The following is a 13791-nucleotide window of genomic DNA, read 5'->3' on the forward strand; positions in this document are numbered from 1 at the left end:
AGGGGAGCGTAACAGATGCTTGAATTAATTCAAAACGAAAAAATCCGTTCAACAGTAGACGGTAAAATAGTTATCACGAAAAAACCAGAGCTTTTAGCACCTGCGGGAAGCTTAGAAAAATTAAAAGTGGCTGTGCATTACGGAGCAGATGCTGTATTTATCGGTGGACAAGAATTTGGTTTACGATCAAATGCAGGTAACTTCACGATTGAAGAAATGAAAGAAGGCGTTGAATTCGCCGAAAAATATGGTGCGGTTATTTATGTAACGACGAATATTTTTGCGCACAATGAAAACATGGATGGTCTTGAAGAGTACTTACAAGGGATTGAAGGTGCTGGTGTAAAGGGCATCATCGTAGCGGACCCATTGATTATCGAAACATGTAAAAAAGTCGCACCAAAACTAGAAATCCACCTGTCAACACAGCAATCATTGTCAAACTGGAAAGCTGTGAAGTATTGGAAGGATGAAGGTTTGGAGCGTGTCGTACTTGCCCGTGAAGTGGGCGGGGAAGAAATGCTTAAAATGAAAGAAAAAGTAGATGTTGAAATCGAGGCATTCGTACATGGTGCGATGTGTATTGCATACTCAGGCCGCTGTACATTATCGAACCATATGACAGCGCGTGACTCTAACCGTGGCGGTTGTTGCCAATCTTGTCGTTGGGATTATGATTTATATGAAAACAATGACGGGGAAGAAGTGGCATTGTTTAATGAAGGTGAAGCACCATTCGCCATGAGCCCGAAAGATTTAAAATTAATCGAATCCATTCCACATATGATCGAGCTAGGTATTGATTCGTTAAAAGTAGAAGGTCGTATGAAATCGATTCACTACGTAGCAACGGTTATTTCTGTGTATCGTAAAGTCATTGATGCGTACTGTGCGGACCCTGTAAACTTCCAGATTAAAAAGGAATGGTTGGTAGAATTAGCGCGCTGTGCAAACCGTGCTGCTGCTTCATCATTCTTTGAAGGTGAACCGAGCTACAAGCAACAAATGTTTGGTTTCCATTCACATAAAATGAAATGGGACTTTGCTGGTCTTGTGTTAGATTACGATGTGGATACACAAATGGTCACATTAGAGCAACGTAACCACTTCAAAATGGGTGATACGATTGAATTTTTCGGTCCAAATATGGAAACATTTGAACAAACAGTTGGACAACTTTGGGATGAGGACGGCGAAGAGTTAGATGTTGCACGTCACCCATTACAAATTGTGAAATTTAAAGTAGAGTACCCTGTTTCAAAACTTGATATGATGCGAAAGGAGAATAAATAAATGTCAAAGCGCCCAGTTGTTATCGGGATTGCAGGTGGTTCATGCTCGGGGAAAACGAGTGTAACAAAAGCCATTTATGATGTCTACCGTGAGCATTCAGTTGTTGTCATTGAACAAGATTATTATTATAAGGATCAAAGTCATATGACATTTGAGCAGCGTCTTGATACAAATTATGACCATCCTTTAGCCTTTGATACAGATTTATTAATCGAGCATATCCATGCATTACTTGATTACAAAGCGATTGAAAAGCCGGTCTATGATTACGTTAACCATACGCGTTCAGATGAAGTTATTACAATTGAACCACAGGATGTCATCATTATTGAAGGTATTCTCGTATTAGAAGATGAACGCTTACGTAATTTAATGGATATCAAACTTTTCGTTGACACGGATTCAGATTTACGTATTATTCGTCGTATTCAACGTGACATTAAGGAACGCGGACGTACAGCAGATTCTGTCATCGACCAATATTTATCAGCGGTTCGTCCAATGCATAATATGTTCATTGAACCGACAAAACGCTATGCAGATGTCATCATTCCAGAAGGTGGCGGAAACAACGTGGCAATTGATTTAATGGTCACGAAAATAAAAACAATTCTTGAATCTAATCCAATTGTGTAATATGATGGGTTAGTATTTACAATATTTTTCATTTAACTTGACAATATTAAATGTCAATTATATAAGTATTAGCGAAATTCGGGTGCTAGTAATTACTGTGTAAAATGCCTTCTATATTCGGCCATTTGCACATAGTATGAACTAGTAGTCGGGTTTTCTATTATTTATGAATCAAAATTAATACGTGTGTTGACAAGTCGTTTGTGCATTATTTGAAGCACGTGCGCGATTTTATTATTACTATAAAAGAAAACGATTGCAAAAAGATAGAATGCAACGGAAGTTTTCGAGCATTTACTAAGGAGTGGGAATTATGTCAAACGAAAAACAGTACCCTATGACGAACGAGGGGAAACAAAAACTAGAAGCAGAATTAGAAACTTTAAAAACAGTAAAACGTCCAGAAGTAGTGGATCGTATTAAAGTAGCACGTAGCTTTGGAGATTTATCGGAAAACTCTGAGTATGATTCGGCGAAAGAAGAGCAAGGGTTTGTTGAAGGTCGTATCTCTGCAATTGAACATATGTTACGTAATGCGGTTATCATAACAGAAGATGGTACAAGCAATGCGGTTGCATTAGGAAAAACGGTTACTTTTGATGAATTAATTAAAGGCAAGCGCGCAAACTTTGAGGAAAGCTATATTATCGTTGGTTCAGCGGAAGCAGACCCAGTGGAAGGTAAAATTTCAAATGACTCACCAATTGCGAAAGCACTAATGGGTCACCAAGTGGACGATGTTGTAAAACTAGTAACACCAGGTGGCGAAATGGAAGTTGTTATTTTAGAAATTAAATAATTAAAAGGTAGTTAGCAAACTTGGCTAACTACCTTTAATTTTGTTAAAATAGTGAAACAAATATTGGGGGTGATTGGGTGGAACGAAAAAAACGATTTCAAACACGAGCACAATATACAGAAGAAAAAGCGAAATCATCTAAGTTTTACAAAATGGATAAAATGTTGAATTACTTAATTGCCGTTGTAGCGATTTTAATTGTTGTGACGCTCGGCTGGCTTATTTCTGGGGATGATGAGTCCTCTGACCAAGCGGAAGAACAACAGCAGGTAGACAAGCCATCACAAGACGCAGTGGGACAAGGGGAAGACAGCGAAGACCAGTCTACGCCAACTGAAGGACAATCGAACGAAGAGGATGAAGAGCCAGTAGCAGACACTGAGCAAGATGTTGACCAGTCAAACACAGTGGTGACACATTCCGCCGAACCTAATGTCAAAGAAGTGCACACAAATGCAGATTGGCCAGCGTATCCAACTGCGCAAACAGGTGAGCATGTTTCTACCTTTGAAAAAGGGCATATTGATTACGAAGAAAAATTGAAGGCGATTTTTAGCGTTCTTGATATTGAGCAAGAAAATAGTATCGTCTGGAGAGTGGGAAATAACGGCAATGCACAATCAGCAATCGCAGTCGTCCATTCAAAAGATAAAGGAAAAATATACCGTGTCAGCATCGAATGGGGTGACAATGAAGGCTGGAAACCAATCCAGTATGAAGTGTTAAATTCATTAGAAGGAATTTAGTACGAACAGTGAGTGGAAGTTATTTTTGAAAATTAGTTAAAGAAAATGTTCAATATATATAAGTTAAACAAAAGATTCTATCCTTTTGATGTAAGTTTTCTAATATAGCTTCTAATAAAGTATGTGCTAGCTAAGCACATGAGCCGCACATCTTTGTTGTACAAATCTGTACGACTCATCTGTGTGCTTTGTGCAAGGCCAGCCTCAATAAAGTTTTGCCTTCTAAAGCTTTCTGCATTTATTGCGCCGCTACCGTGGGATGCGGCGTTATCCTCAATAAAGTTTGTCCCATTGGAAAAGGTCTAACCTATTTTTTTCCAGTCAGGAGAAAATATTATATAACCTTTGTGTAAAATTAAACCTTTTTAACGGTGGAAACAGGCTGTAAAAGTGGGAATAAACGGCATGTTTGCAGTCTCGACTGATTTTATTGTTGGACTCATTTTTCAATAAAGAGATTGAGTAGCTGAAATTAACTTCATATTAAAAAAATGATTAGAGACTGTAATGGGACAAACTTGAATAGAAGGAGTGGATTGGAATGCAGGGGAGGCGAGTGTAGCTGACGGCTGGCGCCTTTCGCTACAGAGCAAAGCTTCCTGCGGGAACAGTACGTGCGGAAAATCCACTTGTTTCGAGGTGTACCGAGAAGCAAGTTAGTTGGAGCCGTGCCCGCGGAAAGCGTCCGACCCGGAATGGAAATCAACTCCCCCTTTTTAGATAGGATTTTTAATTAATTATTTATAAGCTAGTATTATAGCTTTACCTTGACGAAATATAGAGGATTGCTTATTTTAAGAAGAGTGTTTTATTTAAATTTAGCAGAAAACTCCTACTGAATTTAGATAAACCTTCGGAGAAATTCAAAAATTATCCGAGGTGTGATTGATATAACTGGAGGAATGAAAATTATGAAAATTGCTGTAATCGGTGCTATGGAACAAGAAGTAGAATTATTACGTGGAGCATTGCAAAATGTCGAAACAATCTCTATTGCCAATAGTGAGTATACGACGGGTACTTACGACGGGAAGGACGTTGTATTATTAAAAAGTGGGATTGGTAAAGTAAATGCCGCTATGTCTACAACGATTTTATTACAACAATTCAAACCCGATGTCGTGATTAATACAGGCTCTGCTGGTGGTTTTGATACAGCTTTAGAAGTTGGTGCAATCGTTATTTCAGATGAAGTTCGCCATCATGACGTAGACGTTACTGTATTCGGCTATGAAATTGGCCAAATGGCGGGTATGCCAGCTGCTTATAAATCAGATGCAAAACTAATGGAAGTTGCTAAGCAAGCTGTTACGGAGGTAGGAGAGCATCAATACGGAATAGGCTTAATTTGCTCTGGAGACGTATTTATGAGCAATCCACAACGTGTAGAAGCTGTACGTAAAGATTTCCCGACAATGAAGGCAGTCGAAATGGAAGCAGCTGCAGTTGCACAAGTATGTCATCAGTTTGATACACCATTTGTCGTTATTCGTGCATTATCAGATATCGCTGGTCAAGAATCAAACATTAGTTTTGATGAGTTTTTACCTGTTGCAGCAAAACATTCGACTGAAATTGTATTAAAAGCGATTTCCATTCTATAATTCAAAATTCTTTCATAAATTATAGAGATAACTGTTAAAAAATTCACAGTCAGTTTTTTTATTAAATGTTAGGGTACAAGGAGAGTATACTATCGTTTTTTAAGGAGGCAAATCAGATGGTTTTTTTAATGACAATCGCGGTAGGTATTACAACAGTTGCAGGTTTAATTATGTTCGCTGAAACAAGTGAAGATACAAATTAGTCCGAACATATTGTTTTGACGTATAGCATAAACGAGCGAAAAAAGGTTGCCATTTTATTGGCAACCTTTTTACATGCTCTAATTTGCTAATGCTCCATACGCTCATTATGCTTAAATTGTTGGTACAACTTGATGAGTGCTCTTTTTTCAATGCGTGAAACATAGCTTCTCGAAATATTTAAATGTTTGGCAATTTCCTTTTGCGTGAGCGGTTCAAAATTTTGAAGGCCGTAACGATAGGAAATAATTTCTAACTCACGTGGATCTAGTGTATCTAAATATTGGTAAAGCTGTGCAAAATGTTCTTTTTGTTCGATATGATCAATGGCGGAAGGTTCTTCAAGCTGAAGTAAATCCCGAATTTGGAGCGATTGCCCTTCATTATCGGTGCCGATTGGTTCAAAGAGAGAAACATCTTTTTGTACCTTTTTTTGCGAACGTAAATGCATTAATATTTCATTTTCAATACAGCGTGCTGCATACGTAGCTAGGCGTGTTTTTTTATCCGGTGTATAACTGCTTACTGCTTTCATTAAACCGATTGTACCAATTGAAATATAATCATCAAGGAGCTCGTGGGATGGATGGAATTTTTTCACGACATGGGCAACTAATCGCATGTTCCGTTCAATTAATTCAATTCGTGCTTGGTCATCGCCTTCCATAAACCGGGCAATTGTTATAGCCTCTTCTTCACGTGAAAGGGGCTTATAAAATGCCTGCCCTTTTAAATAACCAAGCAGTGCGGGGATCTCAAGCCAAAGCTGAAGGAAAGAAGTAACTATAGCGCTCAAGCGATACATCCTTTCGTCTTTTCGACAGTATATGACGTAATTCGCGGAGAAATGAAAAAAAGTGTAAGAAGCAATTTGCTCTTACACTTTTTTTAACGTAAATGTACTGACCATTAATAAAGCTAAAACCGGGAATAAAATCATGTAAAACATTGCTGAGAACACATCTGTAAAAAAGAATGAAAATGTCAACAATGTACCTGCTGCTGTAATTGGTAGTCCTATAAAATAGCCTGTTGAATCCATGACGTTAAAGCGTGCTAAGCGCAATGCTCCTGCTGCGATATACATAACAGCCATCATCATACCCGTAACACCGTAATCCGTTAATGCCATCTCATACATTAATAATGCAGGTGCCACACCAAATGAAATAATATCCGCCATGGAATCCAGCTGCTTACCGAGTTCAGATTCTTGATTGAACTTACGCGCGACCTTGCCATCATAACGATCTAAAAATGCAGCGATAAATATTAATAATACACTATAACTATAAGATTCATTTAGTGTAGACATGATCGCAGCGCCACCAAATGACATATTTGTAATCGTAATAATATTGGCAGCATTTGCCTTTAATTTTTTTACTGTTGAATCGACTTTTTGAAGTAGAAACATCGGAACACTCCTTTGCTCAATAACTATTTTTCTATTATACTTGGAAATTTCGAAAAAGGTAAGAGCTTAATAATAATAGGCACTTTTCATTAACGCCTATACATTATATAATTTATCTTTATACCGCAGAGTAGAACATTGGAGGTCTATGGATGAAAGAAAAATTATATCAAAGCTTAATAGAACTTTCTAATGGTAAAACATCTTCGAAAATTTTACAATTAGCAGTTCAGTCTGTTGTAAGTAAAAAGCTTATTCGAAACTATAGTAACTTATACGATATTAACCTAGAAGAAGTTTCAAAATCTACCGAACAATTTTCAAGCTTGCATGATTTTTTTACGCGTCAATTAAAAGAAGATGCGCGACCAATTGATCAGCAACCAAATATTTTTTCGAGTCCGGTCGATGCAAAAATTGAAGCATTCGGTGAAATTGTTGATGGCATGACGTTTACTGTAAAAAATAAACCGTATTCATTAATGGATTTGTTAGGAAATGAAACACAGGCAAAGCGTTATGAAAACGGTCAATATATTGTTTTTTATTTGAGTCCAGCTGATTATCATAGGATTCATAGCCCGATTGATGGGCAAGTAAAGCGACAATACGTACTTGGACGAAAATCATATCCAGTCAATCAAATGGGTTTAACATTCGGAAAAAAACCACTTAGCCATAATTATCGTATGATTAGTGAAATCGAATATAACGGCGAGCAGACGACTGCTTTTATAAAAGTAGGTGCAACATTTGTCAATTCGATTGAATTAACGAATGTGACAAAGACTTGGCAAAAAGGCGAAGAAGTAGGCTATTTTACATTTGGTTCAACGGTTGTCATGCTATTTGAAGAAAATGCTGTGCAATTTAACGAACGAGTTGTACAAGGAACAATGATTAAAATGGGAGAAGCCTTCGCAACTATGCTATAATCAATTACGCATAAAAGTAACTGCGTCCAGATTTCGAATATTTTTTATATAGGCCAACAAAGCACCGAACAGGCCGCTCTTCAAAATCTGTGACATCCGCCGGGGCTAGCTTTTCCTTCGTTCAGTGCATGTTGGAACACTCACTGAACGAAGGAAAAGGAATAAATTTTAGTAAGGGGTCACGACTTTGTATAATTTTTTACTACCAGATGAATATGTCAATAGTGTGTTAGATATTACACCAGAAAAATTACAGCAACAAGGTATTCGTGGGATTATTACGGATTTAGATAATACGTTAGTGGAATGGGACCGTGCCGATGCAACTGATGAATTAGTCAAGTGGTTTGAATCAATGCGTGAGGCAGGGATTCGCATTATTATTGCGTCAAATAATAACGAAGAGCGCGTAAAACACTTTGCAGAGCCACATGGGATTCCATTTATCCACCGTGCAAAAAAACCACTAGGCGGGGCATATTATGCGGCGCTTGTCCAGTTACGTCTTCGTCGACATGAAGTGGTCATGCTTGGAGACCAGCTTTTAACGGATGTAATGGGTGCAAAACGACAAAAATTATATACGATTTTAGTGCGCCCAGTAGCACAATCAGATGGTCTTGTTACGAAATTTAATCGTTTTGTAGAACGACGCGTCTTTAATGATTTAAAGCGAAAAGGAATGAAAACTTGGTAATTCCGTCTGGAAAACCAAGGTGTGCATAAGCTTTGAAAGTTTGAGCAATGCATTATTTTAAGGAGGAACAAGTGAATGAATGAAATGCCACAATGTATTGGCTGTGGAGTAGCTATTCAAACAGAGGACACAAATGCGATCGGTTATGCGCCAGCCTCTTCATTAGAAAAGGAAATGGTCATCTGTCAGCGCTGTTTCCGTTTGAAAAATTACAATGAAATCCAACCAGTTAGTTTAACAGACGATGATTTTTTGCGAATTTTAAATGGTCTTGGAACACAGGAAGGCCTAATTGTAAAAATCGTTGACATTTTTGACTTTAATGGCAGCTGGTTACCTGGGTTACACCGTTTCGTCGGCAATAATCCAGTTTTATTAGTAGCAAATAAGGCAGATTTATTGCCGAAATCTGTAAAAGAAAAGAAAGTAATTAATTGGTTAAAGCGTGAAGCCAAAGCATTAGGCTTACAACCAATTGATGTGAAACTTGTTTCTGCTCATAAAGGACAGGGTATGGCAGAAGTCGTTGAAGCGGTTGAAGAATATCGCCGTGGCAAAGATGTGTATGTTGTAGGTTGTACGAATGTTGGGAAATCGACGTTTATTAACCGCATTATTAAGCAAGCAACAGGTGAAGGAGAAATTATTACAACGTCTCACTTCCCAGGTACGACGCTTGATATGATTGGAATTCCTTTAGACGATGGTGCTTCACTTTTTGATACACCAGGAATTATTAATCATCACCAAATGGCCCATCATATTGACGCAAGTGAATTAAAATACATTATGCCGAAAAAAGAATTAAAGCCAAAAGTGTATCAGCAAAACCCTGGTCAAACATTATTTATCGGTGCATTAGCACGCTTTGATTTTATTCAAGGCGAGCGCGCGGCATTCACAGTGCACGTTGCCAATGATTTACCGATTCACCGAACGAAGCTAGACCGTGCAGATTCGTTATATGTGGAACATAAAGGTGATTTACTAGCACCACCAACCGCGGCACATATTGACAAGTTACCGGAGCTTGTACGCCATGAGTTTTCGATTAAAGAAGCGAAGACAGATGTCGTGTTCTCTGGTTTAGGTTGGATTACTGTACAGCATGCAAATGTTGTTGTGGCAGCCTATGCACCTAGAGGGGTAGAAGTATTTATTCGACCTTCATTAATCTAGTTCTGTAATGTTATGTTATGTGAAAAGGATGCGTTGTTATGAAAAAATGGTTTGCAGTTATAGGGGATCCGATTGCTCAATCCAAGTCTCCAGAAATGCACTTAGCATGGTATGAAGAAGCGAATGTAGATGCCACGTATATTCCTGTCTATGTCAAGCCTGAAAATTTAGCACAAGCCGTAGCATCGCTAAAATTATTAGGTGCGAGTGGTTGGAATGTAACAATTCCACATAAGCAAACAATTATTCCGTTTTTAGATGAATTAGATGAGCTTGCAGAGAAGATGGGGGCAGTCAATACGGTTGTCCGCACAGCAGAAGGTAAGCTTAAAGGTTATAATACAGATGGACCTGGTTTTGTTCGTTCATTGGAAGAAGTGATTGGTGAACAGCAGCGGGAAGAGCCGATATTGTTAATCGGTGCAGGGGGTGCAGCACGCGGTATCGCCTTTGCTTTACAAATGGCTGGCTACCGTCATATTACGATTGCCAATCGTACCGTTGAAAAAGCACAACTCATTATTGACGAACTTGGCTGTGGTCAAGCGTTGACACTGCAAGAAGCAGAAGCGCAACTGAATACGTATAAAATATTTATCCAAACGACACCAGCTGGTATGTCAACAGGTGATTTTGATTTGCCTTTTTCACTAGAAAAATTCCCAAAAGGCGCAATTGCAGCAGATATTGTGTATAATCCATTAATGACGCCATTTTTGCACGCGGCACAAGCAAAAGAGGCGACGATTGTTAATGGCTTAGGAATGTTCGTTCATCAAGGTGCGATTGCCTATCAACATTGGTTGCAATCTTATCCAAATACAAATGTTATGATTGCTCGTTTAACGAAGCAATTAGGAGGAAATTAAATTTTATGTTAACTGGTAAACAAAAACGTTTTTTACGTGCTGAGGCACATCATTTAGCTCCGATTTTCCAAGTTGGGAAAGGCGGCGTAAACGATGCAATGATTAAGCAAATACGCGAAGTTTTAGAAGCACGTGAATTAATTAAAGTACGTATTTTAGATAACTGTGAAGAGGACAAACATGATGTAGCACAGGCACTTGCTACAGGTACTCGTGCAGAATTAGTACAACTAATCGGCTTAACAGTTATTTTATATAAGGAATCTCGTAATAACAAAAAAATCGTATTACCAAAAGTTGTAACGAAGTAAGGTGAATGGGATGAAGAAAGTTGGTATTTTTGGTGGTACATTTAATCCGCCACATATCGGTCATTTAATTATGGCAAATGAAGTGTATGCGGCACTTAAGCTCGATGAAATTCGTTTTATGCCGAATGCGACAGCCCCACATAAAGAAGTTTCTAGCTCAGCTTCCAATGCGCAGCGACTAGAAATGGTGGAACTTGCCATTCAAGGAATTCCGCATTTTTCTGTGGAACGCTTTGAAATGGAGCGCGGCGGTGTTTCGTATACGTATGAAACGATGAAAGCGATGCGTGAACGTGAGCCGGATGCAGAGTTTCATTTTATTATTGGTGGCGATATGATTGATTCATTGGACAGTTGGTACCGCATTGATGACTTATTGGAACTTGTACACTTTGTCGGTGTCAAACGTCCAGGATCGAATGCGCTAACCGACTATAAGGTCCATATGGTAGAAGCGCCAGAAATTAATCTTTCTTCAACATTTATTCGAAATCGATTACAGCACAAAGGTCCTTTACATTTTTTATTGCAACCTAATGTAGAAGCTTTTATTCGAAAGGAAGGTCTTTATGGAGCGACAACAATTGTTAGCGGTCATTAAAGGGCGCATGACGGAAAAGCGTTATATTCATACGATAGGTGTAATGGAAACGGCCATTCAACTAGCACAGCATTATGGCGAAGATCCAAAAATGGCGGAAACTGCAGCCATTTTACATGATATTGCGAAATTTGCGGATGTTAATTGGATGAAGGATGTTGTAAAGGAACAAAAACTGGATGCGCGTTTGCTTGATTGGGATGCGGAAATTTTACATGGTCCAGTTGGCGCTTGGATAGCGGAGACAGAGTTTGGTATCGTGCAAGAGGAAATATTAAATGCTATTCGTTATCACACGACGGGGCGTGTCCATATGACCCCATTTGAAAAAATTATTTATGTAGCAGATATGATTGAACCGAATCGCAAATTTGCTGGCGTCGAACGTTTGCGCCAACTTGCAAAAGTGGATTTACAGGAAGCGTTTATCGCATGTGTAACGCATACTTTAAGTTTTTTAGTAGAGACACACCAGGCAATCTATCCGTTATCAATTGAATGCTTTAATAGCATAGTGAGAGAGGAACAACAAAAATGAATGAAACATTATTAAGTATTACTTACAAGGCAATAGATGATAAACGCGGGGAAGATATCGTCGCTTTAAATATGCATGGAATTTCTTTATTAGCAGATTACTTTGTTATTGCAGAAGGTAGCTCAGAGCGCCAAGTACAAGCAATCGCTCGTGAAGTAAAAGGCCAAGCTGAAGAACAAGGCTACACAGTGAATAAAATGGAAGGTTTCGACGGCGGCCGTTGGGTTTTAGTAGATATGGGCGATGTTGTTGCACATATTTTCCATAAAGATGAGCGCGCATATTACAACTTAGAACGTTTATGGGGAGACGCACCTCAACTGGATGCACCAAATTTAGAAAATGACTAATCATTATGGACGTTTTGCACAAGTATACGATGAGTTGATGACAGATATCGCATATAGTGAATATGTGAATTGGATTTTACAGTATGCCCCTGTGGAAAAATTCCAGCAAGTTTTAGATATCGGTTGCGGAACAGGTGCGATGGCATTATTGCTTAAAGAAGCTGGCTATCAAGTGTCAGGGATTGACCTGTCAGAGGAAATGCTAGCAATTGCTGCTGCTCGTATTGAAACGGCCGGCGCATCCATCCCACTTTTTGCGATGTCGATGGACGAGCTTGAAGGGTTTGAAAATTTAGATGTTGCCACCATTCCGATTGATTCGATTAATTATGTGACGGACGAAGAAAAAGTTGTTGAAACGCTTCAACGAGTTTTTGACAGTCTTCGAGAAGGTGGTCAATTATTTTTTGATGTCCACTCTTTGTTTAAAATGGATGAAATCTTTTTAGATGGACCCTTCACATACGATGATGGAGAAATTACGTATGTTTGGCACACAGAACCAGGTGAATTTGCGCATTCTGTTTATCATCAGATGACGTTTTTTGTACGGTTTGAAAACGACTGTTTCGAACGTTTTGATGAAGAGCATTTCCAGCGTACCTTTGCAATGGAAACCTATAAAAATTGGCTAGAGAAAATTGGTTTTTCACAAGTTGAAATGACCGCAGATTGGAAATCAGAAGCACCGACAGCACAATCTGAAAGAATTTTCTTCCGCGCCGTAAAATAAAAAAGATATCCCTTTGCAAAAATTTGCGAGGGGATATTTTTTTTATAGCCAAAAAAGAACTTTGAGCAGTTTGAGGAAATTTCTCTTTTCAATGGGAATAGAGCTTTGTATAGTGGAAGTAAGCTCCATATTAAAACCTATTAGAAAGGGTGTTTTCTTAATGCAGCCATTTCTAGAAAAGTATGCGAAACAATGGCTCATTCCAGGCGTGCTCCTCGTCGGATGTCTTGTGTATTTTTTATTTTATCAACCTTCTAAATCTGCCTCAATCGAACAAATTTCTCCATTGCCAAACGAAACACAGCAATCTCCATTAACACAACCTGAAGTAAGCCCAACTGACAATAGTACCCCCATTTTACAGTCATTCATCATTGATGTGAAAGGGGCAGTTGCCTATCCGGGTGTCTACACCTTAACAGAAGATAAGCGTATTATTGATGCAATTAAAATGGCAGGTGGTTATACAGAACAGGCAAATCCAACACTTATTAACCATGCGCAAAAGTTGCAAGATGAAATGGTTATTTACATTCCAAAAGTGGGCGAGGAGATGAATGAATCGATTGGACAGCTTATACAGATCACCCAAGCGAGCCCTAATGGCGTATCGGCTTCTCCGAATAGTTCAGGGAATTCAGGGAAGATAAATATTAATCAAGCTACTGAAAGCGAACTGACGACTTTACCAGGGATAGGACCATCGAAAGCAGCCGCCATACTTCAACATCGTACAGAAGTGGGTACATTTCAGAAAATAGAGGATTTAAAAAATGTTTCTGGAATTGGTGAAAAAACATATGATCAGCTGAAAGACTTAATAGAAATTTAACTTGCTTCAGCAAATTCTTTTTGTACCGTAAGCAAAGCGACAGGTACAGA

General features: G+C 38.7%; 18 protein-coding genes. 16 read left to right on the forward strand and 2 right to left on the reverse strand.

The window, feature by feature from the left end:
* The first annotated feature begins 15 nt into the window (after positions 1–15).
* From ACQKIH_RS04250 to ACQKIH_RS04275, 6 genes are all read left to right on the forward strand, one after another.
* Positions 16–1293: a peptidase U32 family protein gene (locus ACQKIH_RS04250; protein WP_057988232.1), complete on the forward strand. Its 1278-nt coding sequence runs from the start codon at positions 16–18 to the stop codon at positions 1291–1293.
* Complete coding sequence (gene udk, locus ACQKIH_RS04255) at positions 1294–1929, forward strand: uridine kinase (RefSeq protein WP_427763601.1); 636 nt, start codon at positions 1294–1296, stop codon at positions 1927–1929.
* A 313-nt stretch (positions 1930–2242) separates the two neighbouring features.
* The gene (greA, locus tag ACQKIH_RS04260) at positions 2243–2728 is read left to right on the forward strand and encodes a transcription elongation factor GreA (RefSeq protein ID WP_057988236.1); all 486 of its coding nucleotides are present in this window, start codon (positions 2243–2245) and stop codon (positions 2726–2728) included.
* Between the two features lie 77 nt (positions 2729–2805).
* Complete coding sequence (locus ACQKIH_RS04265; RefSeq protein WP_427763602.1) at positions 2806–3474, forward strand: YrrS family protein; 669 nt, start codon at positions 2806–2808, stop codon at positions 3472–3474.
* Between the two features lie 911 nt (positions 3475–4385).
* On the forward strand, positions 4386–5078 hold the full coding sequence (mtnN, locus tag ACQKIH_RS04270) for a 5'-methylthioadenosine/S-adenosylhomocysteine nucleosidase (RefSeq protein ID WP_057988240.1): 693 nt from the start codon (positions 4386–4388) through the stop codon (positions 5076–5078).
* Positions 5079–5143: 65 nt separating this feature from the next.
* Positions 5144–5281 (forward strand): hypothetical protein, encoded by a 138-nt coding sequence (locus ACQKIH_RS04275; RefSeq protein ID WP_427763603.1) that lies wholly within the window; start codon positions 5144–5146, stop codon positions 5279–5281.
* An 86-nt stretch (positions 5282–5367) separates the two neighbouring features.
* On the opposite strand, the gene sigK is transcribed toward ACQKIH_RS04275, so the two are convergent.
* Positions 5368–6075, reverse strand: a complete 708-nt coding sequence (gene sigK, locus ACQKIH_RS04280; protein WP_057988242.1) for an RNA polymerase sporulation sigma factor SigK — start codon at positions 6073–6075, stop codon at positions 5368–5370.
* A gap of 81 nt (positions 6076–6156) precedes the next feature.
* The gene (gene pssA / locus ACQKIH_RS04285) at positions 6157–6696 is read right to left on the reverse strand and encodes a CDP-diacylglycerol--serine O-phosphatidyltransferase (RefSeq protein ID WP_057988244.1); all 540 of its coding nucleotides are present in this window, start codon (positions 6694–6696) and stop codon (positions 6157–6159) included.
* 152 nt (positions 6697–6848) lie between these two features.
* On the opposite strand from pssA, the gene ACQKIH_RS04290 reads away from it, so the two are divergent.
* The 10 genes from ACQKIH_RS04290 to ACQKIH_RS04335 all read left to right on the forward strand — a co-directional run bounded on the left by ACQKIH_RS04290 (position 6849) and on the right by ACQKIH_RS04335 (position 13741).
* The gene (locus ACQKIH_RS04290) at positions 6849–7631 is read left to right on the forward strand and encodes a phosphatidylserine decarboxylase (RefSeq protein ID WP_057988246.1); all 783 of its coding nucleotides are present in this window, start codon (positions 6849–6851) and stop codon (positions 7629–7631) included.
* 187 nt (positions 7632–7818) lie between these two features.
* A complete protein-coding gene (locus ACQKIH_RS04295) occupies positions 7819–8328 on the forward strand; it encodes a YqeG family HAD IIIA-type phosphatase (RefSeq protein WP_427763604.1) in 510 nt (169 codons plus the stop codon).
* A gap of 75 nt (positions 8329–8403) precedes the next feature.
* Entirely contained in the window at positions 8404–9507 is a 1104-nt protein-coding gene (gene yqeH / locus ACQKIH_RS04300) for a ribosome biogenesis GTPase YqeH (protein WP_057988251.1), read from the forward strand.
* A gap of 38 nt (positions 9508–9545) precedes the next feature.
* A complete protein-coding gene (gene aroE / locus ACQKIH_RS04305; protein WP_427763606.1) occupies positions 9546–10376 on the forward strand; it encodes a shikimate dehydrogenase in 831 nt (276 codons plus the stop codon).
* Between the two features lie 5 nt (positions 10377–10381).
* Positions 10382–10687, forward strand: a complete 306-nt coding sequence (gene yhbY, locus ACQKIH_RS04310) for a ribosome assembly RNA-binding protein YhbY (protein ID WP_057988255.1) — start codon at positions 10382–10384, stop codon at positions 10685–10687.
* A 10-nt stretch (positions 10688–10697) separates the two neighbouring features.
* A complete protein-coding gene (locus ACQKIH_RS04315; RefSeq protein WP_427763607.1) occupies positions 10698–11288 on the forward strand; it encodes a nicotinate-nucleotide adenylyltransferase in 591 nt (196 codons plus the stop codon).
* Positions 11257–11826, forward strand: a complete 570-nt coding sequence (gene yqeK / locus ACQKIH_RS04320; RefSeq protein ID WP_427763608.1) for a bis(5'-nucleosyl)-tetraphosphatase (symmetrical) YqeK — start codon at positions 11257–11259, stop codon at positions 11824–11826. The genes ACQKIH_RS04315 and yqeK overlap by 32 nt, the downstream gene beginning before the upstream one ends.
* Complete coding sequence (gene rsfS / locus ACQKIH_RS04325) at positions 11823–12176, forward strand: ribosome silencing factor (RefSeq protein ID WP_427763610.1); 354 nt, start codon at positions 11823–11825, stop codon at positions 12174–12176. The genes yqeK and rsfS overlap by 4 nt, the downstream gene beginning before the upstream one ends.
* Entirely contained in the window at positions 12169–12909 is a 741-nt protein-coding gene (locus ACQKIH_RS04330) for a class I SAM-dependent DNA methyltransferase (protein WP_427763611.1), read from the forward strand. Before rsfS ends, ACQKIH_RS04330 begins: the two co-directional genes overlap by 8 nt.
* Before the next feature lie 160 nt (positions 12910–13069).
* Positions 13070–13741 carry a helix-hairpin-helix domain-containing protein gene (locus ACQKIH_RS04335; RefSeq protein WP_427763613.1) on the forward strand — a complete coding sequence of 224 codons (672 nt, stop codon included), beginning with the start codon at positions 13070–13072 and terminating at the stop codon, positions 13739–13741.
* Positions 13742–13791: the final 50 nt, after the last annotated feature.

Source organism: Solibacillus cecembensis, from assembly GCF_050272495.1.
In the GTDB taxonomy this organism is placed as follows: domain Bacteria; phylum Bacillota; class Bacilli; order Bacillales_A; family Planococcaceae; genus Solibacillus; species Solibacillus cecembensis.

Bases quoted from the DNA above. Each gene is read 5' to 3' on its own strand.
- mtnN (WP_057988240.1), top strand. From the start codon at position 4,386: ATGAAAATTGCTGTAATCGGTGCTATGGAACAAGAAGTAGAATTATTA.
- ACQKIH_RS04330 (WP_427763611.1), top strand. From the start codon at position 12,169: ATGACTAATCATTATGGACGTTTTGCACAAGTATACGATGAGTTGATG.
- aroE (WP_427763606.1), top strand. From the start codon at position 9,546: ATGAAAAAATGGTTTGCAGTTATAGGGGATCCGATTGCTCAATCCAAG.
- pssA (WP_057988244.1), bottom strand. From the start codon at position 6,696: ATGTTTCTACTTCAAAAAGTCGATTCAACAGTAAAAAAATTAAAGGCA.
- greA (WP_057988236.1), top strand. From the start codon at position 2,243: ATGTCAAACGAAAAACAGTACCCTATGACGAACGAGGGGAAACAAAAA.
- ACQKIH_RS04290 (WP_057988246.1), top strand. From the start codon at position 6,849: ATGAAAGAAAAATTATATCAAAGCTTAATAGAACTTTCTAATGGTAAA.
- yqeK (WP_427763608.1), top strand. From the start codon at position 11,257: ATGGAGCGACAACAATTGTTAGCGGTCATTAAAGGGCGCATGACGGAA.
- ACQKIH_RS04250 (WP_057988232.1), top strand. From the start codon at position 16: ATGCTTGAATTAATTCAAAACGAAAAAATCCGTTCAACAGTAGACGGT.
- yqeH (WP_057988251.1), top strand. From the start codon at position 8,404: ATGAATGAAATGCCACAATGTATTGGCTGTGGAGTAGCTATTCAAACA.
- ACQKIH_RS04275 (WP_427763603.1), top strand. From the start codon at position 5,144: ATGTTAGGGTACAAGGAGAGTATACTATCGTTTTTTAAGGAGGCAAAT.
- udk (WP_427763601.1), top strand. From the start codon at position 1,294: ATGTCAAAGCGCCCAGTTGTTATCGGGATTGCAGGTGGTTCATGCTCG.
- ACQKIH_RS04335 (WP_427763613.1), top strand. From the start codon at position 13,070: ATGCAGCCATTTCTAGAAAAGTATGCGAAACAATGGCTCATTCCAGGC.
- ACQKIH_RS04315 (WP_427763607.1), top strand. From the start codon at position 10,698: ATGAAGAAAGTTGGTATTTTTGGTGGTACATTTAATCCGCCACATATC.
- rsfS (WP_427763610.1), top strand. From the start codon at position 11,823: ATGAATGAAACATTATTAAGTATTACTTACAAGGCAATAGATGATAAA.
- yhbY (WP_057988255.1), top strand. From the start codon at position 10,382: ATGTTAACTGGTAAACAAAAACGTTTTTTACGTGCTGAGGCACATCAT.